The following is an 18,928-nucleotide window of genomic DNA, read 5'->3' as shown; positions in this document are numbered from 1 at the left end:
TGTCTCAGTGTTATTAAAAAACCACTTTTAAAAGTGGTTTTTTATTGCAGATCTTATTTAAGATGTGGTTAATGTTTTTATATGTATAAACTAAAGTTATTTGTAACATGAGAATAACATTAATGTATATGTTGCATAGTCATTGATTGTATTCTTCGTGGAAGATGGTGTGCTTTTCATCAACAAATTTAGAGGTGTATATGTCATTTATCATAATTCCTTCCCTGCGAGAAAAGCTTGGGTTAAATATATCATCGAGTGAATTAAAAAAGTTGGATGTAAAAAGTGTTCGTAATGTGGATATTTTACGCTTAAAGCAAACTTTGATAAGGAGCCTGAATATACAAAAAAGGGAAGTAATAGCCACATTTTTAGCTAAGCTAGCTACACCACAAAAACTACTACTACCAAGACCAAGGTTGAAGCCACAACTGCAGCATGAAGTTCTGCCATTGCATCTAGCACTGTCAAGTCATGTTGACTCAATAAACATCCGTCATCCAGAAACAATATCTCAATTAAAAGAGGAGGCTAAGGCGGGAAAATATGAAAAATTTGAGGGGACAAATCGAGAAGTATTTATCGATAAAAAAACAGGGAGAGGGTATAAGATCTTTAAACAAGATAGTACGTGGGGAGCGTTAACTAATGCCGACTTAAGAGTAAATGATGTATATCGTAATCATAATTTCTATGATGGTAAGTATGCAATTTTTGCGAACAATGACCTTATTACTATGAGGGATGATAGAGTATGTGGCTCTCCACGAGTAAGAGTGTTTACTTTTCAAAAAATACCAGGTGCAAAGCATCTAGATAATCATGAAAAAATTCCATATTCAGTGCTGGTTATGATGGAAAAAGCAGGTTTTAGACCTTTTGATGTAAAGCCTGATAATTTTATGAAAGTCAAAAATTCACATGGAAGATATGACTATCTGCCTATTGATGCAAAACAGATAGGATTAACGAGGAGCAATAGCGAACGCTCTAGGGAGGTTCGTGAGTTTAAGCAACAACATGGTCCTTATTATTATGGTCAACGTTATGTTGATTATAATAAATAAAACTCATTAATTTGAATAGTCATTGGGTATTGGTTAGTGTTAAACGGCTGGACAAAAATGGTCGGGAAGTGAATGGTTACTCAATATCCTCACTATAAAGCTGCGAGCAACCAATTGAAGTGAAAAAGGCTAGGTTAATATTTCTCCATTAAGAGTTGCAGATAGTGGAGGTCGCAATGACGACCTCCTTCTTTGAAAAGTGGATTTTACTGGGAAATCAGAGAAATGTTCGGAGCTATGCTAATTATTTTCTTCAACTGCAGTTAATATTAAGTCTTGATCCAGCTTTAAGTCTGTATATATTCTGGTCGATGAAGTCAGAATAAATGACTTCATTTTTTCTGACGTTGAAAAAGAAAACTCTCCAAGATTAGGATCGAAATATTTGTACTGTTTCGCTTGGTCGTCGATAAATGCTGCGACTTCATGTCCATAACCTTTATTTTTGGGAGAAAGACCCAATAAATGGAAACCTGCCTTTTTTATATTAAGGTTTGTTTCATTTTCCGAGACAGCTAACCCACTAGATTGCAAATATGATGCTACTTCTTTGTTTATTTTTAGGTTTACAACTTCTTCTAAACCCTCTTTTGTGTCCATATCATTAAAAAAGTGAACACCCTGATGTTTGTCAGCACACCATTTTATGGCGAGCGTTGAACATAGCCCATCTTTACCTACTTGAATATTCTTCAGTATGCTCGATTGATCCCAAGTGACATCAAGACATCCACCGAAATAATTGGCAAGCAGTTGTTGATTTTGTGGTAATGAAAAAAGTATCGAGAGAATTTTTTTAGTCGCGTTAGGTTTTAAAGCTTCATCAAGTTGACCACGATTTTCATATTTTTTGAAAATGCCATCAACCACACTATTATCTGAGAAGCTTGCTCTTATGAATTCAAATAATTCTCGATAATTGCTAGGGAGAGTGGTCAGCTTAACCCCTACGAGCTGGAAATCTCTAATGATAGCAGATTGGCCAATCGTTTTATCATTAGTCTTATGAATGATGCTTGCAAGCCGTTTATCTTTATTGAATGCTTTTAATACACTTTTCGTTAATCCTTTAGTACTAAGTGTTGATACTTCATTTTTTATTTCTTCTCGTTTTACATCAAAAATTCGACCATATTTTGCATCACTAATTTTATCCTTCAATATTATAACTTTTTCCCGTTTAACAGGCTTTTTTGTTACTAATAATGTTTTGTCTAACCGAGAAATGTCGACTTTATTAATGCTTTTCACATCTATATTTTCAAGATTACTCAATTCGATCGATGAAACACTTAATCCAAGATTAGATCGTATTGAAATTGGAACAAGAGACATAGACACCTAAAATTTTAATTGCAATATTTATAGTGAATATTAGTATATTTAGTTAGATATAATTGTAAGATTGTTTATGAAATATTAAGGCAAAGGTTACCATGCAAGTCTTATGAGTTTAAATTGTCGATTCAACATATAAATGACTATAAGTCATGCAGCTTGATTTAACTTAAATGTATGGGAAGAGATAATATCTATGCAGAATGTTCGGCGCGGCCTACAGCTTAAAGGTTCAGAAGATACAGGTCATTGTGATTTACGGTAATTTGATTTTTTAAAAAACCATATTAATCAGTGGTTTTTGGCCGTGTTCAACAGACGCGCAAAGCGCCAAGGATAAATTAATACATTAGCTGATTGTGCTTTTAATGAGCTTTTTCCGTGTTTTATCAGAAGTTTTCACTGGCTTGGCCTGGCGCAGATGGCTTATATTTTGCGCATTCTAGAGCTATCTAGAAGTTTGTGCATGTGTGCATGTGTGCATGTATGTAAAATTAAGTAGGCATGTTAAGTATAAGTAGGCATGTTAAGCATTAGAAATAAACGTATGAATAACTAGGGATGTATTAAATGGCTCAACAATTATCAACTGGGTATATAAGTGGTGTTTTTGGCGGTTTAGTTAATAATGCCGACGATAAGGTCAGTACATTCATTACCGATCATACTGGAAGTGTTGATAAAGATGGAAAATTTACACCAGATAAAGATGGTACACTTATTTTGAGTGCATCTGATTCTTTATCGCTACAACAGTTAATGGCAGATCAAAGCATTACCGCTCAAACCTCAACAACTACATTAAAATCAATTAAAGACTCTATTTCTGCAGCGGCAAGAAACATTTAACTTTAATTTTATAATGCATTATGGGCAATAGAGAGTGCTATAGATGTTGCAATTATTGAATCCAGATAATGCATTTTCAGGAGCAAATTTAATTTTGCTCCTGACTCTGATCTTGTTGTCTACCGTCTTTTTTATCTGTTTCTCTGGATATGTTAAATATAATATTGTACTTAACATCATTAAAAATGCGGTGGGTACACAACAAATTCCACCTACAATAGTAGTGAATTTACTTGCGGCATTAATGGCGCTTAATAGTATTTGGCCTGATATAAAACCCGGATTAGAGAGGGTTAAGCCATATTTTATTGAGCAGATTAATGGAGGAATAGACCCTGACGTCTTGCAATCATCCTCCCTATTTGAGGATAAAAAGCCAGAACAAGTGACTATGTATTATCTGGTCAGCAATGTATTTGAGTTTTTCCCTGAACTGTTGGCGAGGGCGCAGCGTAAAACTAATGAACTAACTGGCATTATTGACATTCCACTTAATTTTGACTCAGGGAGTGATACACTAAAATATTTTCTTGGTAATCTGATTTTAGATTTGTATCAAGGTTTCGAGTTTGGCCTAAAGCTATACATGATATTTGTGAGTATTGATTTTTTAATTGCCGTGATTCTCAGTGGTGTAGGTATGACTATGTTATCACCGACGGTAATATCGACACCTGTAAAACTCGCAGTATTTTATTTTTCTGATAGTTGGACTATTTTATTTAGAGCACTCCAGTGATATGGACATGCTTTTATTTCCTAACTGGCTGTTATTTGCAGGATTATTTTTATTTTTAAAAATTTATAATCCAACACGTCTTTATCTTGATAATTCGACGGCACTTGCTATTGCTGTTGGACTTGCAATTGTTATAGATTCTAGTGATTTAGGAAATATTCCAACTCCTTTTTGGGTATTAAGCGTTATTATTTTTGCTATGTTTTCATCTGTACCTTATTGGCTCAGTGGTATGGTTGGCAGTGTTATACAACAGTTATTATTGCTTAACGAACAGTCTGTACAAGATAAACGTTTTACTGATGAGTCTGAAGCGCTATCTAAGATTAGCTCTTTGATGTTTTTGATGTATGCCTTGGACTCTGGTGTGGTTTTTAGACCTTTGCTGGCGGTGATCTCAGAGAATATTGAACAAGGTGCTAATGTTGGTTTTGATACTTTGTATTTTTACATCACTGATAGCTTAACTATGATGGCTATGGTGACTGGTAAATACATGGTTCTGTTGTTGTGTATTACTATTTGTTGTGGCTATGTTGACCTTTTTTTCAAAAAAGCTTCTTTATCTATTAGTACAACAGCAGATATTAAAGCTATCACCATGATTATTATTCTTAACCTATGGCTGTTACAAGATCAGTTTTATGTTTTTAAACAAATAATGAAAAAGGCAGGGTATGAGTAACATTAATTTATTGAATGTCACATTGAATAGTCAGCAAATTAAAACCACTTCAGAAAGGGATGCCCTTCAGTTTGAGTCAGAACTCAAAGCTGCTGGTGAAGTACATTTAAGTGAACAATTTTCCGATAGCCAAGTAAAAGTACACGCTAGTAAGCAAAATGATTATGTTACTGAAGAAGAGTTTACGATGAAAATAGTAGAGCAAGCCATTATTAATCAAAGTATCAGACAAATGAAAGTTAGTCAGGAACGTATGAAGGAGATACTTGATGAAGTCTAGAATCTTACTTATTTTCCTTTTGTTTACGGCATTTACTTGTCAGGCAAAGGTATTTATTAAGCAGTCTGATATCGATTTGAAAGGCGCCTTGGCGGCAATAGCTAAGGATATGCAGCTAAAGTTAGTTGATGATATTGAAGAAAAAAAGGCTAAACAGCCTATTACTCAAACACTCTCTGGTGACGGTCTCGATTTGTTGGACCAGCTTTCTGATGTTTATGATTTTGATTGGTATGTATATGGTGGGACACTAACGGTTCACTCTGGTCAGGCTTATATAAATCATGCATTTAAACCCAGAAATATTACGCCAGCTAGCCTGCTTAAAGAATTAAAGAGTACGTTCAGAGCCAATAATACGACGAAAATTGAACTCGTGGGCAGTGGCAACTCTATCTTTATTTCAGGAACACGTAAGTTTGTTAATGACGTTGTTGTCTACTCTAATATGATTGATAAAAATCAGTTTTTAGAGAATGGTAATAATTTGGAATTGGCACGGATCGAGTTTGATTATATATCTGTTATGGATCGCCAAATTGATTCATATGACGGTAATGTTATTTTTCCTGGTGCGCAGTCTTTAATCTCATCGGCAATTGAGAAAATTGGTCAGTTTGAGAATATTAGCGATGGAGAAATGGTTAAGCGCGCTTATAAACTAAAACTTAACCAAAATGATAAACAACAGCTTGAAGAGGATGAGTTTACCTCTAAAGTCCAGGTATTACCTGGAAGTAATGCATTGCTAGTTCGTGGTACCCCTGAGGAGATCCAGTTAGCTAAGCGTATTGCCACTCTTATTGATGTTAAACGGCAGCAGTTGCTATTTTTCCTTCGGGTTTATGATGTTTCGGTAGAACGAACTGAAGCACTAGGTGTTAATAGTTCATGGTTGAATGGCAGTCGAGGTCTGTACGATATTATCGTTCCTCCCTTTACGGATACAGTAGATTTTTTCAAAAATTTTCAAGCTTTGTATACTAATAATATGGCTAGAGGAGTATATGAAACTAATCTCTTAGTCTTAGAGAACCAGCAAGGGCATTTTGGTAAAAAAGAAACGGCTACAGTTGTACTTATATCTGATAAGCAAGTATCAACTCAAAAAATTGAGGCCGAAAATAGTTTGTATGTCACTGGCCGTTTATTGCCATCGGGAAAAGTGCAGGCGAAATTTAGCTATATAGAAGAGTCACTGAGTGATGATAAGACAGAAGGCGGAGCGACTCAGGCGCCTAGAGTTAACTCTCAATCTTTGACATCAGAAGTCTATATTGAACCAGGGCAGACCGTTATTCTTGGAGGATTTGACAATACAGTGACTGATAGTGTCGAGAGTGGTGTCCCTATCCTTTCAAGTATTCCTTGGTTAGGTGAATTATTTAAGAGTAAGAAGGAAACTAAACGTAAATATAAACGTTACGTATCAGTGTCATTTAAGGTTATCTAGTCATGATCAAACATTTTTTTAAGGTTAAAGAATCTTATCAAGATACAGTGATTTGTCATGTCAGTATAAATACTTTTGTGGGGCAGGAGTGCTTCATTATCACAGTCGCTAATGAGCGTATTCGTGGTGAGATAATGAAAATTACTGGTAAAAGAGTAGAAATTAAGTTGCTTCAGCCTGGTGCTATTCAACGGGGAAGTAAAGTTGAAATTACCCCGCGGCGCTTCTGTTTCCCGCTGAATGAAACGGCTCTTATTGGTAAGGTCATTAATTGCTATGGCGAGTCATTGTATGGTGAACAATATTTGGGCGGTGAGGGTGATTACTATGATCTACCCATTATCGATAAGCCTATACCGCTTAATATTCGCGCACCAATCGACACTGTTTTTCCAACAAAAATTAAAATTATTGATGGCTTATTCACCATTGGAGTAGGGCAGCGTTTGGGCCTATTTGCCCCCGCAGGTGCTGGCAAAACTACTACGGTTTCGATCATGGCAAATAACATGGATGCCGATGTGGTGATTTTCGCCATGATTGGTGAGCGTGCAAGGGAGGTGGTTGAGTTTTTGGAGGGGGAGATTGGTCCTGCTGTGATTCAAAAATCGATCACTATAGTGTCTACATCCGAAGCAAATCCGTTGGAGAAAGTGAGATCGGGTTTAGTCGCTGTATCTATTGCTCGGCATTACATGGCTCAGGGCAAGAAAGTGGTGCTCTATTTCGATTCATTGACACGTTTTGCACGTGCACAAGCCATGTTAGATGGTACTCCCATCGAGGGCGGAATTCCGATCGGAGTCTCTTTGGCACTGTCACGACTGGTAGAGAATTGTGGTAACTCTATTCATGGCTCAGTGACTGGAATTTTTACGGTATTGATTGAAAAAGAAATTGATGAAGATCCTATTGCACATGAAGTTAAGTCACTGATTGATGGACATTTGGTCTACTCAACGACAATTGCTTCTACTGGCCGTTATCCTGCTATTGATGTACTAAAGAGCAAGAGCCGTCTACAAAATAAAGTTCAGGATCCTCAATATGTAAGTCTTTCTGAAAAGTTCAAAGATATGGTGTATCGCTATTTTAATGTTGAATTGTTAATCCGAGTCGGCGAGTACGAGAAAGGTAACGATTTGGCGACCGACGAAGCGATAGAGCGCTTCCCATATATCATGGAGTTTTTGAAGCAAGGTTACGACGGGGTCGAATATGAAGAAACCCTCCAAGCAATGGATCGAATTTGGTCAACTTATTGATGTAGTTGACATCAGAATTGGCAAGCAACAACGTAAATTAGCCAAACTAAATTTGAAGCATCAAGAGCTATTGGATTCGATAGAGGCCTCATGGGCATTAATCGCCAATGAGCAACAAAAGTTAAAAAGTCTAGTCGTTAAAGACGAATTAAATGGGCTTTCTCGTTTGTTTCAGCGAAGAGAAAGCGTTAAGTCTCATATCGAGTCTTTATTCTTCGATGCGTCTGTGACCCAGCAAAATGCTAATGAATTAGCTGCCGAGATTGCCCTTGTTATCGCTGAAAAGCGAAGGCAAGAAAAACGAAAGGACGCTTTAGCTGAGATCCAAGAACAGTTAAGAGATGAGTGACAAAATGACAAAGATGGATAGACTTGCCCCAGTTGCCCAAATAGCCTGTTTGAGCCCAGTAGAGAGCGAATTTGAACAGCTTTTGAATCTATCAAAACGGCAGGCTTCTTCTCATGATGCATCAACATTTGATGGTGAAAAGGAGGCCATTGAAAGCCATGAGGCTGAGCATGAAGAGGGTTTTATTTGGGGGCATGTTGTACCTGTCACGGCTTATGTACCACTTCGGCAGCATATATTTTCGGCGAGTAAAGCTATCAGAATCCATTCGTCTGATGCAGTTAGTGGCAGTCGGCTTAAACTAGAGACCAGTGAACCATTGGCAAATGTGGCTAATTTGCAGCGGCCTAGACGTGCAATACCAGTAGCGAATCATGTTCAATCTCAGTTAAAAGTGAGCAACACTGATGAGGTTGCGATGAATACCCAGGTGTCATCTTCAACGGTGCCAGTCAGCAAGTCTTTGAACACAGCTCAGTCAACAGTAGGTGCGGATAAGATTACGCTCCCTCTGAGGGCAAAGTCTGAACTTTCTCAGCCATTACTCAAGTCGTCACTAATAAAGCAACCTACTACGGCAATGGGGTTTGAGTCAGTAGTGAATGCTCAAGTGTTAGAGGCGCCTGTCGGCAAATCCTTGATAGTAGAGCGCCCAGTTGTGAATTCAGAACAGGCTACGCGCTCACTGACGCGATTACCTCAATCTATTGCGGCAGTGCCTCAACCGACTCAGTCGTCACCAATTAAGTCGCCACTAATAAGTCAGCCGCCCGCTGTTATCGGACGAGAGTCTGGCGCGAATGCTCAAGTGTCAACGACGCTGGTTGGCAAATCCTTGATAGTAGGGCAACCAGTTGTGAATTCAGAACAGGCTACGCGCTCACTGACGACACCACCCCAGTCTATGGCGGCAGTGCTTCAACCGACTCAGTCGTCACCAATTAAGTCGCCACTAATAAGTCAGCCATCCGCTGTTATCGGACGAGAGTCTGGAGCGAATGCTCAAGTGTCAACGACGCTGGTTGGTAACTCCTTGATAGTAGTGCAACCAGTTGTGAATTCAGAACAGGCTACGCGCTCACTGACGACACCACCCCAGTCTATGGCGGCAGCGACTCTGTCGTCACCAATTAAATCACCACCAATAAGTCAGCTGGCTGCTATGGAGGGGGAGTCTGGAGTGAATCTTCAAAAGCAATCAGAATTAACAGTTGCTCACTCTAATGTACCTGTTTTGGCTCGAGTACAGCGAGAATCGAATGCTAATAAAGGCTTATCCGCCGGAGAGAAGAAAGAAGACCCGGTTATTAAAGCTTTTGTACCAGTTCATTCAAATTTAGAAGTAAAGGAGGGAGGTCAGCACATAAATAAGGTTTTTATTGAGGAAAAATCTTCAGTTTTAGTCACTCAGATGGAATTACCAAGTCTAGGTTCTAAACTTGTGGCGATTGGAGCTGTGAGTGCAGGCATGACTGTCCAACCTGTATTGTCTTCGTTGATGCTGCATTACCAAATCGCACCCGAGTATTTTACCCAATATGCGCAATTGAACACCTATCGAGTATTTTTTCGCAATAAGTACTACGTATTCCAGTTTGAGGATAACAAAGTGACTAACTTTCTTGAGGATTATTATGACCGTCATTGATGTCACAGCGGCATGCTTAGACATTCTCAAGAGTGCGATTATTATTTTTTCGCTTAGTTTTGTCGTCACGGGAGTTATTGTCGGTCTGTTGCAAACTGTGTTTAGTGTGCAAGATCCAGGCTTACCTATGGCGGCTAAATTAGTTGTATTTATCGTTTTACTTACACAAGTTGGCGGTGGGATTTATGATCAATTCCATCTGCTTTTTGGGCAACTCTAACATTGAATAGTTAAATATTAACTTTTAAACGGAAGGTATTATGAAAAAACTCAGAGAAATTGTTTATAAAACACTCGTAGATGATTTTAATGTGTCACCAAGCTTATTATCTCGCATCGAGGGTGATGATCCTATCGCAATCGAATTGAATGGCGGAGAGGAGATATTTGTTTATATAAATGATAGAACATTGCAAACTTTTATTGAAATCCCCTTGCGTGATCAACGCATGCTTAAAAATAAAGCTCCTAAAATAATAGAGAGTCTCATGTCTGATGAAGACGTTTTCTTCAATATAAAGAAAGAGAAATTAACAGTAGTGACAGAATTTTCCGCAGATATCGCTAATGTAGAACGAGTGTTGGCCGGTAAGCTGAAACTGTTCAATAACATGGTTGCATATATCAAAGTCTAGCCAGTAATTTACATCATTATTCAGGAATGAAATTTCTGCAGTTGATGATTCAAGAGGAATGATTTAGTTAATTTTAATGTTCTTTCATTATTATCTGTTCATCAACTGTCTCCAGTATATCCGACTAAGCTGGCTCCATAATGCACTGAAAAAGTGGCTATTGATTCTAAATCCAACGCAACGCGTGTTCGTCATGTGACTAATGGTGTCATCTATAGCCCTTTTAGCAATCAATTGTCTACCCGATAAAGTATTAAGAATATTTATGTTGTAGGCCATAGCGAAGCTGTTCGACTACAAATGACTTACTTCGAGAAGGAAAGGTGTTGACGTTTTGGGTAAAGCGTAAAACTGAAGCCGATAAATACTTTCCTAAAGCGCATATATTTGGATATGACGGGTTAGGAGTTTAACTAATAACTCGGGGTCTATTAATTAACTCATTGTATTAAAAAGTTATTTTTAAACTCGTGTTTTTTCACTTTGATTCCAGTTTGTTCATTTGCTTGCTAACGATGGCAGCGGTTAAATATCAAACATTGTGAAGCGTATTGATTTAAAGAGTTGTTTAGAAATGGTAGATCTTAATGTACAAGCGATACAACCTTCTGTATTTGAAGATACCTTTAATAATATTGGTGAAGGTTTTCAAGAGATTATGAATAATTTACAGAAGATAAATGATGGAAAAACGATTACCTTGCAGGATACGTTGGCCTTACAGCAATCGGTATTTCATTACAGCATGTATCAGGAAACAGTAACTAAAATTGCTTCGAAGTCTGCCACTGCAATAAATGATGTCATGAAGGCCCAGTGATGAAAAAACTGTACTGGATAGTTTTTCTTGTACTCTTTGGATGTAATGATCAGGGCCGAGTAGAAGTTGCCAATTTTGATTCCGCTGATGCAGCGAACAAAGTGGTTGTTCTGCTGGCCCGATATCAGGTTTCCGCTTCTTTATCTATTAGCAAGGATCGTCATCTTGTCTATGTTGATAAAGATCACTTAGCTCAGGCGAGAGAAGTGTTAACAAAATTCAATTTCTATTTTGAACGAGAAGATCTCAATGATCTGCTTGAGTCAAAATTTGCTAGCTTGAGTAAGTTAGAGATAGTGAAGGGAAACTTGCTTGAGAGCCGCGAAATATATAACAAAATTAGTGTTATTCCCAATGTGCTACGGAGCAGTGTTATCGTCACTGGGGAAAAAAATAAGCGAGTCTCGGTTATTATTTTTAGCTTTGATGAAATCGAACGTGAAAATAAGTTGAATATTGAGCGTTTTTTGAAAGGCTTAGTTTCAGAGTTGGATACATTAACTGTCAGTTATTTTTTTCAGAATACGGGTAATGAAAAAGTATAAAAAACTTCATCAAACATACTTACATTATTTACTGGTCAATCGGCGACTTTCCCCGGATCAATATAGTGTGCTTACAACACTAACCGAGAGTGAGGTACAGGTATGGTTTACACCTAGACGTTCAAAAATTACTGCTTTAGTGAAAGTATTGGGTAGCGTAGTCATATACCAAGCTCGCAAAGGTGACGCGAGTGATCGCTCTTGGCTGCTGAGCAAGCAATATCTCAATCAAAGTCAATATCTCTGGTCAAGTACACTAGGAATTAAACTCGATTCTAATGTGTCAAAAAATATGTGCACCCAAAAACTTGGAGTAGCATTATTGGCTATTCACAATCCACGTCATGCCATCATTTGGGCTTTAAGACTAGGTATATCACTGCCAGAATCCATATTAGCAGTAAAATCTTCTACTAGACTTGATGCCTTTATCTTACAAGTCGCCAAGGATACAGATATCGAACTCAGCGGCGGGTAAAATAACCGTTAAAATTGGATTGAATTTATATGAAAAAAAATACAATACGCCCAGGTGAAACCTGTGATGACTTTTTTGAGCTATTGAGTGGCACAGTCATTGAAAAAGATATTGCAGCTATGCGTAAGTCGCAGAAAATCACAATAACTCAACTAAAATCAATTTATGAATTAGGGGTTAAGTTTTATACTGAATTCCAATTTAAGGAAGCTGAGATTGTTTTTTCTGCCTATGTTGGTTTAAATCCGTATGATCATCGAGGCCCAGGATGTCTAGCTGCCATTTTTTTGGAAAAAGGGCAATTTAAAAAAGCTTTGGAAGTGCTAAACATATTAAAGACTTTCCCGACAAATGATCTAGATGAAACTATTCTCAACATTTCTTTGTGTCATTATAAGTTAAATGAATATACCGAGGCTAGTGTTACCTGGCTTATTGTAAAAGAAGATAATTTAAATGATTTCTATCTGCAACGATATCATTATCTTAAGTCGCAGCTGAGCCCGTATTTACCTTAATTATAGATAGTATTGCAGAGTCAATATGAAACAACCATTTGAATCTAAGTTTTTTCTTGAGATATAAGCCAATTTCATGACTCACACATTTAGCTGTTCTGTGTGAGTGCATTCCCAACCTGTACCATCAAGAGGATACAGGATTCTTAAATTGTAGAGACTCTATAAATGATAGTGAATAATGCACGAGTGTTATCAGATGCGCTAAATTTTGAACAAAAAAGTTCATCTTTGACTGATGCCGATAAAAAAAATCTAAATGATATAGAAAAGTTAGTTAAGTCTGCCTCCCAGCAAGAAGAAAAAACAAATAAAGCTCTGCCATTTACTAAGAGTGAGCCATCTCCATTTCAGACGCTTGCTACTTTTGCTGCCCATCAGAAAGAAGTTGTACGCTCAATGGTTGGCCTGAGCTCTGAAAGCGCGATCGCCTCTGCTTTGGCGGGAAGCATTGAAGCTTATGGTAAACAATTAGCACATATACAAGGTTGGACAACTGGCGGTCTGCCAATGTTCGAAAGTGCAATGAGAGAAATGTTCGAAGGTTTTCTGAAAGATGGTATCACAGGTAATGAAATTGAAGATTTATTTCAGCTAGCCATTATGGATTACATTTCACACTCAGCTGACTTTCCAGATCTCACGCCACAGATGATGGAAGACATGATGCATTTTTTAGAGAGCACGGGTTCTGGTTCACATGGATATCATGAGGGCTGGAATGGACAGAAATTCGCAGATAAAAGTACAGCTATCTTTGACTTTATGTTGAAAAATGCTCCGAAAGACAGCCTGTGTAATGAAGTACTGACATTTTTAAAAGATAAACAAGGCGCACCATCTGCATTAGTCGACCACTTTAAAAATAATTTTGAAAATAAATATTCGTTTATTGGTGATGCTGGATATCCAAGTGATGCAGGTGTCTCGCCTATGTTACGTATGGCACTAATGGCTGCCTATTTAAATAAGTATCCTGACGTAACGCAAGATACGATAAATTTATTTCTTACTGGGTCAGTGGGTGAGTTGAATGACTTTATTAAAAATAATACACCGGGCGGAAGTTATACATCTGCTATGGATTTTCTCTTTAAAAATGATGGTCACGGGGAAGATAGCGGTTGGCGTGAAGTCACTCAAAATGGGCATAAGGTGATTGATTGGGAGGGGGTTGGATTGGATTCCGGTTATTTTAAAGATATGTATACCGACTTTCCACCACGCGAGTTAACCGATGAAGATATTAAAGAAATTAACCGTATCGGCGATCAAGTGAAAATGATCCAGCAGACCCTTAAGTACTGGATTCAGATCTGCCGGGATGAACTCATGGCATTTGCTAGAAATATCTAACAATCAACAGGGAGTTTGCTATGAGTATTAATGGTGTTTCTGGTCTTCAGCCCCAGTGGACAGTGCCGTCTACAACCGAAAATGCACCACTTAAAGCTATGGTGCCTGTCGCGAATGAATCTAAGTTGGCGATTGCTGACCGTGCGCTCGCCTCACTCGATGTCGAAACGGGGGATGTAACAACGCTATTAATGGTTGCGGCGCAGCAGAAACAAGTGGTGATGGCTATGGCGGGCCAACATTCCGAGGCCGTTATTGCTTCGGCTCTTGCGACGAGTATTGAGGGCTATGGAAGTCAATTAGACATCGTTAATAAGTGGACCAGTGGTGGAAAACCTGCATTCGAGGCCGCCATTATGCAGATGTTTACTGCTATGAAAGAGGGCGGGATTAACGGAATTGAGTACGAGAACATGTTCCAGCTGGTGCTGCTCGATGTGTTGAGTAATAGTAAAGAGTACGGTTTAGAAGACGCTAACTTCTTGAAAGAATTGGGGACTCTACTGGAAAAAACTGGTAGTGGCAGTCATACCAATTGGGATTTTACCCCTGAGCAATTGGGGGCGAAGGTCAATAATGTTTGGAGTACTCTGAATAGTGCGATTCAGGGGGGGAAAATTCCAACGGATAGCATTGCTTACCAAGCTATGTCAGCTATGAGTGGCGGCAATATCTCATCGACGACGCCCACAGAGTTATCGAGTCGCTTTACCTCGTCTGTGTATAACGATCCCAATGCCGGTGGCTGGATCACCAGCGGCCTTAACGATATTAGCCCTATGGCAAGAATTGTGTTGCTGAGCGCGTTAAACGGTGATCAAACAGTATCGGCAGCCGAGGTCGAGACCATTCTCACTGGCAGTAAAGCAGAGGTTGATGGACTACTCACTAAATTAGCCAATATGGATGCGATGGCGTACTTGTTCAGTGCTAAGTGTCCTGGTTGGCAGAATTCGTCGGACACAAATAAGCCTTTACCACCTGGAGTGACTCAGGCCTTCGATTATGACGGAACGATTCAGGCTCAATATTTAACAGATCTTTATAAAAACTTCTCGCCTAGACAGCTTACTGATGAAGATATTAAAGAAATTAACCGTATCGGCGATCAAGTCAAGATGCTGCAGCAGACCCTTAAGTATTGGATTCAGGTCTGCCGTGATGAACAAATGGCATTCGCAAGGAACATCTAAAGAGTCGTGTTTGTATTAAGTACAAAATAGAAGGGCATGGTAGCACTGGGAACATGCCGCTCGCATCGCGAGAATTTAGATGTGCAAGCTCACTTCAGTAACTCTGATAGTGAGTGCGCATCTATTCCCAGTATCGTCACATGAAAGGAAATAACTATGAGTACATTCATGATTACCGTCGCTGCGCCAAGCATTATTGGTACAGTCGATGAACAGAGCCAGAGTGTTCAGCGCCAAAACACTGCTGCGACAGAATCGGCTAAGCCGAATCAACCCTTACCAGGCAATACGATTGGAGTGTCCGATAGTCAGCTCTGGCGCATGGTGCAAGAGAGTATGAAACTGGCCGCTGAAGCGTTTTCTGGTACCGGTAAAGAAAACTCTGAAGCGAAAAAAACACTGATAGATATTCAAAAAAATACTCAGATCGATGCGCTTAAAGAGCGTATGGCGCAGATTGAAGAACAGAAGCAAGCCCAAAAGAGCCAAGGCATTTGGGGCAAGATTGCTATGGGATTAGGTTTTCTTGCGGCAATTATAATGGCGCCATTCAATCCTGTTATGGCTGCAGTGATGATTGGTTTCATGATTGCTTCGATCGTATTGCCTAAAATTGTCGATAAGATTATGGAAGCCGCAGGTGTCTCTGAAGAGATCAGGGGCTATGTATCAATGGGATTAGAGATTGCTATTGGCATTATCAGTATGGTGGTCAGTTTCAATCCTGGGAACATGATGGCGACTGCGGGTAAGGCTGTTGCGAGTGGGGCTGCGAAAGTCGCAACTATGGTTGATAAGGCTGTCGACGCAGTTAAAACGTTGAAGTCATTCAGCACTATATCGACAAAAATTCAGGGTATGGTCAACAAAGTTATGAAGTTGATTGAGCCTTTACTCGATAAGATTAAGTCATTTGCAAGTGGTGGTGAAAAGCTGACCTCAAAGATTGCTCAAGCAAGTTCGGTTACTTCAAATGCAACTTCAGTCGTGAGTAGCGGTTACGCGATTAAGTCTGCCGACATTACAAAAGATCTTGAGATTGCTAAAGCAAACCAAGAGGAGTTGGAAACACGTATCCAGCAAATCTTGACCATGCTTAATCAGGCGTTGCGTGCGGTAAGCCATGCTTTTGAATCACTTTTTAAAGTTAATAGTGATCAGCGCGAATACAACGACAAGATTATTTCAATCAATATGTAAGAGGAAGCTAATTTATGAATTTAGTACAAATGAGTGCACTGTCACTACCATCGACAAAATCTGAAGAGACTTCTTCTGTTAATAATCTCAAGCCGATAGATCAAAAAGCATGGGGCAGTTATGAAAACTCATTGAAAGAGGCCAACAAAGGCTCGGTATCAATGGCTGATTTACTGGCACTTTTAGCACAAATTATCGAGTCGTCTCAACAGGTTCGCGCTCAAGTGATGAAGAATCGCATTGGTGAAGCTGTTGCTACGTCAGAGTTGGCGACTATGCTCGCGCAAGATAAATCTCAAGATGCCAAATTACGCTTCGGTATTACCTTAGCGTCATCTGTGGTTAACATGGGAATGACAACAGCAGCAACTGTTCGAATTGGCCAAACTAAAACGCTGAAGGATAAACACTTATCCAAAATGGGCGACCGAGGGGCTGCGGATACAGGAGGAGTCAAGTTATTAAAAACGACGGATCTTGAGTCTGGTAAAGTCACTAATGTTGATAAGTCTCCTAAAGTCTCAGATCTAACAGCAAAAGAGCTTAATCAATACAGTGCTAATCTTCAGCAGCAGCGTACTGCCAAGTACAACTCTGTCACTCAAATGGGTGGAATGGCTGATGGTATGGTTGGCAATGCAAACGAAATTCAAAATGCTGAACAGGTGAAAGTACAAGAAGAGACTCAAGCGAGCAAAGACTTGAAAGAGAAGTTTGATGCTCAGCTTGATCAATATATTCAAGATCTGACTGCTGAAGCGGTGAAGTTAAATGAGATCCTTGAAGCTGTAGCGAAAGCGAGTTTAGTGACTAACCGATAATACGGAGCAGAGCGAGCCTAAGCTCGCTCTGATTAACTATGCTTCGACCCGTTTCTTTTGCCGTGACACAACGCACCGAAAAAATTTCGGATATTAACCGAACTCAGAAGGCTGGTGACCACCGCCAGCCTCGCCGAGTAAAAGATATAAAGCAAGTCGACAAGCGAACTAAAAAATATCCTCGTCTGTTCCGGGTTAAACGTAAAAATTTAACATTGGATCAGCAAAGGCAATTTGCTCGACAGCTTAATAGCTATCAGCTCAAGGCGTTACGAGATTGGCAAGGTTTCTCTGATAATTTACTTGATGTTAAATCATTAAATGATGCTCAACTTTGGATATTACATGCGGCAGAGCACTGTGAGCACTTATATCCATTAACGTTAAGAAAGCAACTTAAAAAATATATTGCAGATGTTAAGTCTTCCGCAGGGGATATGGATGCTAATAGCAAAACAGTGCAGCAACTTGTCGCTTATGAACATAATTTAGATGGTTTACTGTCATTATTGGCTTTATGTCGCCGTTACTATATTCAAGAGTAAAGTATAAATGCCTACAAATAATCGCCATGTTCGTATCTCGCATTGTCACTTAAAGGGCAAAACACTTGATCCTTATCAGTTATTAAAAGCTAAGTCAGAACGGCTTAGTTGGAATAGATTATCTGATGTGGAGATATATGCCGATAAACAAGCGGTAATAGAATGGTTTGCTATGTTGCGCGACTATTCTGAAACAACAGTTAAAGCGATTGTGGTAGAAGGGATATTAGATAGTCAATTTCATAAAATCACCTTTATTTTGACATTAGTGCAAAGTGTTGATTTTGAAGAGGTGACTTCGAAAGTTGCTTATCAACAGCTTTATGACTTTGTTTGTAAAACACCTACTGGAATACGTGATTGGATCGATGATATAGATTTTAAAATGAGTATGGATGTATTAGCATTGTTATCTAGGAATCGGTGAAATATATGAAACACAAACGCGTCAATCTCATGCCAAAATATGAGATGAAACCAGCAATTTACCGAGTAGTTAATCAAGTTGCTGGAACGACTTTTAATAATAAAGAGATTAGAGTTGATGTGGGGGCTGTATATCATCGATTTCAGCAGCAGGATTTCATATTACTCAGCTTAAAGCATGTTGGTATCGAGGCTGAACTATATGTTTCTTTATGCGAAGCAGGCAGGTTGCTCGGTTTGGATGTGAACCATCTCGAACAGGATTACTTATCCTATGTAATCACTCAAGTCTTAAGCCAGTATGGATTAGCGTTTAAATCATATCCTGAGATGGATATAGATGAGTTGCCTCTGTTAATGAGTTGCAAACTTATTATAGGAGATTTCAACATATCTGCATTGTTAAAAGTGGATACACTCATTATTGATGCTAACTATTTGAAAACTAGTTTATCTTCATTACCGAAAACGTTAGTTCTGATGGCATCTTGTACTATGTTTAAAACTAGTCTTAGTGTTGAAGAAATATTGTCGTTAACTAATAATGACCTTGTATTGGTTTGTCCAAAGTAAATGAAAACTAGAACGTGTGACTACATTCAACAATTTTTACAGCGCCTCGAAAAAAATGAGAGTGTTATTTTTAGAGATTACCCAGACAATCTATTGCTGCCAGTTTTTCCTTTTTTCCAGTTAATACATCTCGTTAACTTGGAGG

At 38.8% G+C, this 18,928-nt stretch carries 23 protein-coding genes; 22 read left to right on the top strand and 1 reads right to left on the bottom strand.

Features of this window, described 5'->3' with window-relative positions; all coding sequences use genetic code 11:
- Nucleotides 1–200: 200 nt before the first annotated feature.
- A complete protein-coding gene (locus GWI56_RS06345; RefSeq protein WP_198572423.1) occupies nt 201–1,067 on the top strand; it encodes a hypothetical protein in 867 nt (288 codons plus the stop codon).
- 240 nt (nt 1,068–1,307) lie between these two features.
- Here the strand turns inward: GWI56_RS06345 and GWI56_RS06340 are convergent, their stop codons facing one another.
- Nucleotides 1,308–2,402: a YopT-type cysteine protease domain-containing protein gene (locus GWI56_RS06340; RefSeq protein ID WP_173497859.1), complete on the bottom strand. Its 1,095-nt coding sequence runs from the start codon at nt 2,400–2,402 to the stop codon at nt 1,308–1,310.
- A gap of 573 nt (nt 2,403–2,975) precedes the next feature.
- Here GWI56_RS06340 and GWI56_RS06335 point away from each other — a divergent pair.
- The 21 genes from GWI56_RS06335 (at nt 2,976) to GWI56_RS06235 (ending at nt 18,783) form a co-directional block, all read left to right on the top strand.
- Nucleotides 2,976–3,254, top strand: coding sequence for a hypothetical protein (locus GWI56_RS06335; RefSeq protein WP_014620520.1), 279 nt, complete (start codon nt 2,976–2,978; stop codon nt 3,252–3,254).
- 43 nt (nt 3,255–3,297) lie between these two features.
- Entirely contained in the window at nt 3,298–3,993 is a 696-nt protein-coding gene (locus GWI56_RS06330; RefSeq protein WP_168826332.1) for an EscR/YscR/HrcR family type III secretion system export apparatus protein, read from the top strand.
- A gap of 7 nt (nt 3,994–4,000) precedes the next feature.
- Entirely contained in the window at nt 4,001–4,678 is a 678-nt protein-coding gene (locus GWI56_RS06325; protein ID WP_242068364.1) for a type III secretion system apparatus protein VscT2, read from the top strand.
- Nucleotides 4,671–4,958 (top strand): hypothetical protein, encoded by a 288-nt coding sequence (locus GWI56_RS06320; protein ID WP_168826336.1) that lies wholly within the window; start codon nt 4,671–4,673, stop codon nt 4,956–4,958. Before GWI56_RS06325 ends, GWI56_RS06320 begins: the two co-directional genes overlap by 8 nt.
- Complete coding sequence (locus GWI56_RS06315) at nt 4,948–6,411, top strand: secretin N-terminal domain-containing protein (protein ID WP_168826338.1); 1,464 nt, start codon at nt 4,948–4,950, stop codon at nt 6,409–6,411. The genes GWI56_RS06320 and GWI56_RS06315 overlap by 11 nt, the downstream gene beginning before the upstream one ends.
- Before the next feature lie 2 nt (nt 6,412–6,413).
- Nucleotides 6,414–7,676, top strand: a complete 1,263-nt coding sequence (gene vscN2 / locus GWI56_RS06310) for a type III secretion system ATPase VscN2 (protein ID WP_168826340.1) — start codon at nt 6,414–6,416, stop codon at nt 7,674–7,676.
- A complete protein-coding gene (locus tag GWI56_RS06305; RefSeq protein ID WP_173497860.1) occupies nt 7,630–8,025 on the top strand; it encodes a hypothetical protein in 396 nt (131 codons plus the stop codon). The genes vscN2 and GWI56_RS06305 overlap by 47 nt, the downstream gene beginning before the upstream one ends.
- A gap of 4 nt (nt 8,026–8,029) precedes the next feature.
- Nucleotides 8,030–9,673 carry a hypothetical protein gene (locus tag GWI56_RS06300; RefSeq protein ID WP_198572422.1) on the top strand — a complete coding sequence of 548 codons (1,644 nt, stop codon included), beginning with the start codon at nt 8,030–8,032 and terminating at the stop codon, nt 9,671–9,673.
- Nucleotides 9,660–9,893 (top strand): flagellar biosynthetic protein FliQ, encoded by a 234-nt coding sequence (locus tag GWI56_RS06295; RefSeq protein WP_173248286.1) that lies wholly within the window; start codon nt 9,660–9,662, stop codon nt 9,891–9,893. The genes GWI56_RS06300 and GWI56_RS06295 overlap by 14 nt, the downstream gene beginning before the upstream one ends.
- Nucleotides 9,894–9,933: 40 nt before the next feature.
- Nucleotides 9,934–10,308: a hypothetical protein gene (locus tag GWI56_RS06290; protein ID WP_173248284.1), complete on the top strand. Its 375-nt coding sequence runs from the start codon at nt 9,934–9,936 to the stop codon at nt 10,306–10,308.
- A gap of 574 nt (nt 10,309–10,882) precedes the next feature.
- Complete coding sequence (gene sctI / locus GWI56_RS06285) at nt 10,883–11,128, top strand: type III secretion system inner rod subunit SctI (RefSeq protein WP_006079534.1); 246 nt, start codon at nt 10,883–10,885, stop codon at nt 11,126–11,128.
- Nucleotides 11,128–11,673, top strand: a complete 546-nt coding sequence (locus GWI56_RS06280) for a type III secretion protein (RefSeq protein WP_173248282.1) — start codon at nt 11,128–11,130, stop codon at nt 11,671–11,673. Before sctI ends, GWI56_RS06280 begins: the two co-directional genes overlap by 1 nt.
- Complete coding sequence (locus tag GWI56_RS06275; RefSeq protein ID WP_173248280.1) at nt 11,660–12,151, top strand: regulator; 492 nt, start codon at nt 11,660–11,662, stop codon at nt 12,149–12,151. The genes GWI56_RS06280 and GWI56_RS06275 overlap by 14 nt, the downstream gene beginning before the upstream one ends.
- A 29-nt stretch (nt 12,152–12,180) precedes the next feature.
- On the top strand, nt 12,181–12,669 hold the full coding sequence (locus GWI56_RS06270; RefSeq protein ID WP_198572421.1) for a regulator: 489 nt from the start codon (nt 12,181–12,183) through the stop codon (nt 12,667–12,669).
- 168 nt (nt 12,670–12,837) lie between these two features.
- Complete coding sequence (locus GWI56_RS06265) at nt 12,838–14,025, top strand: hypothetical protein (RefSeq protein WP_173248276.1); 1,188 nt, start codon at nt 12,838–12,840, stop codon at nt 14,023–14,025.
- A 20-nt stretch (nt 14,026–14,045) separates the two neighbouring features.
- On the top strand, nt 14,046–15,218 hold the full coding sequence (locus GWI56_RS06260; RefSeq protein ID WP_198572420.1) for a hypothetical protein: 1,173 nt from the start codon (nt 14,046–14,048) through the stop codon (nt 15,216–15,218).
- Nucleotides 15,219–15,374: 156 nt separating this feature from the next.
- Nucleotides 15,375–16,418 carry a VspD gene (locus tag GWI56_RS06255; protein WP_173248272.1) on the top strand — a complete coding sequence of 348 codons (1,044 nt, stop codon included), beginning with the start codon at nt 15,375–15,377 and terminating at the stop codon, nt 16,416–16,418.
- A 14-nt stretch (nt 16,419–16,432) separates the two neighbouring features.
- Nucleotides 16,433–17,239, top strand: coding sequence for a type III secretion system protein (locus GWI56_RS06250; protein ID WP_173248270.1), 807 nt, complete (start codon nt 16,433–16,435; stop codon nt 17,237–17,239).
- A gap of 38 nt (nt 17,240–17,277) precedes the next feature.
- Nucleotides 17,278–17,784, top strand: coding sequence for a hypothetical protein (locus GWI56_RS06245; RefSeq protein WP_028759493.1), 507 nt, complete (start codon nt 17,278–17,280; stop codon nt 17,782–17,784).
- A gap of 7 nt (nt 17,785–17,791) precedes the next feature.
- Nucleotides 17,792–18,211 carry a hypothetical protein gene (locus GWI56_RS06240; RefSeq protein WP_198572419.1) on the top strand — a complete coding sequence of 140 codons (420 nt, stop codon included), beginning with the start codon at nt 17,792–17,794 and terminating at the stop codon, nt 18,209–18,211.
- 5 nt (nt 18,212–18,216) lie between these two features.
- Nucleotides 18,217–18,783, top strand: a complete 567-nt coding sequence (locus GWI56_RS06235) for a hypothetical protein (RefSeq protein WP_198572418.1) — start codon at nt 18,217–18,219, stop codon at nt 18,781–18,783.
- The last annotated feature ends 145 nt before the right edge of the window (nt 18,784–18,928 follow it).

It is taken from the genome of Shewanella sp. DW31, from assembly GCF_015767295.1.
Lineage (GTDB): Bacteria > Pseudomonadota > Gammaproteobacteria > Enterobacterales > Shewanellaceae > Shewanella > Shewanella oncorhynchi.
Note: the sequence above shows the minus strand (reverse complement) of the source record. Positions and strands in the feature narration are given on the sequence as shown.

Bases quoted from the DNA above. Each gene is read 5' to 3' on its own strand.
- GWI56_RS06345 (WP_198572423.1), top strand. From the start codon at position 201: ATGTCATTTATCATAATTCCTTCCCTGCGAGAAAAGCTTGGGTTAAAT.
- GWI56_RS06340 (WP_173497859.1), bottom strand. From the start codon at position 2,402: ATGTCTCTTGTTCCAATTTCAATACGATCTAATCTTGGATTAAGTGTT.
- GWI56_RS06335 (WP_014620520.1), top strand. From the start codon at position 2,976: ATGGCTCAACAATTATCAACTGGGTATATAAGTGGTGTTTTTGGCGGT.
- GWI56_RS06330 (WP_168826332.1), top strand. From the start codon at position 3,298: ATGTTGCAATTATTGAATCCAGATAATGCATTTTCAGGAGCAAATTTA.
- GWI56_RS06325 (WP_242068364.1), top strand. From the start codon at position 4,001: ATGCTTTTATTTCCTAACTGGCTGTTATTTGCAGGATTATTTTTATTT.
- GWI56_RS06320 (WP_168826336.1), top strand. From the start codon at position 4,671: ATGAGTAACATTAATTTATTGAATGTCACATTGAATAGTCAGCAAATT.
- GWI56_RS06315 (WP_168826338.1), top strand. From the start codon at position 4,948: ATGAAGTCTAGAATCTTACTTATTTTCCTTTTGTTTACGGCATTTACT.
- vscN2 (WP_168826340.1), top strand. From the start codon at position 6,414: ATGATCAAACATTTTTTTAAGGTTAAAGAATCTTATCAAGATACAGTG.
- GWI56_RS06305 (WP_173497860.1), top strand. From the start codon at position 7,630: ATGAAGAAACCCTCCAAGCAATGGATCGAATTTGGTCAACTTATTGAT.
- GWI56_RS06300 (WP_198572422.1), top strand. From the start codon at position 8,030: ATGACAAAGATGGATAGACTTGCCCCAGTTGCCCAAATAGCCTGTTTG.
- GWI56_RS06295 (WP_173248286.1), top strand. From the start codon at position 9,660: ATGACCGTCATTGATGTCACAGCGGCATGCTTAGACATTCTCAAGAGT.
- GWI56_RS06290 (WP_173248284.1), top strand. From the start codon at position 9,934: ATGAAAAAACTCAGAGAAATTGTTTATAAAACACTCGTAGATGATTTT.
- sctI (WP_006079534.1), top strand. From the start codon at position 10,883: ATGGTAGATCTTAATGTACAAGCGATACAACCTTCTGTATTTGAAGAT.
- GWI56_RS06280 (WP_173248282.1), top strand. From the start codon at position 11,128: ATGAAAAAACTGTACTGGATAGTTTTTCTTGTACTCTTTGGATGTAAT.
- GWI56_RS06275 (WP_173248280.1), top strand. From the start codon at position 11,660: ATGAAAAAGTATAAAAAACTTCATCAAACATACTTACATTATTTACTG.
- GWI56_RS06270 (WP_198572421.1), top strand. From the start codon at position 12,181: ATGAAAAAAAATACAATACGCCCAGGTGAAACCTGTGATGACTTTTTT.
- GWI56_RS06265 (WP_173248276.1), top strand. From the start codon at position 12,838: ATGATAGTGAATAATGCACGAGTGTTATCAGATGCGCTAAATTTTGAA.
- GWI56_RS06260 (WP_198572420.1), top strand. From the start codon at position 14,046: ATGAGTATTAATGGTGTTTCTGGTCTTCAGCCCCAGTGGACAGTGCCG.
- GWI56_RS06255 (WP_173248272.1), top strand. From the start codon at position 15,375: ATGAGTACATTCATGATTACCGTCGCTGCGCCAAGCATTATTGGTACA.
- GWI56_RS06250 (WP_173248270.1), top strand. From the start codon at position 16,433: ATGAATTTAGTACAAATGAGTGCACTGTCACTACCATCGACAAAATCT.
- GWI56_RS06245 (WP_028759493.1), top strand. From the start codon at position 17,278: ATGCTTCGACCCGTTTCTTTTGCCGTGACACAACGCACCGAAAAAATT.
- GWI56_RS06240 (WP_198572419.1), top strand. From the start codon at position 17,792: ATGCCTACAAATAATCGCCATGTTCGTATCTCGCATTGTCACTTAAAG.
- GWI56_RS06235 (WP_198572418.1), top strand. From the start codon at position 18,217: ATGAAACACAAACGCGTCAATCTCATGCCAAAATATGAGATGAAACCA.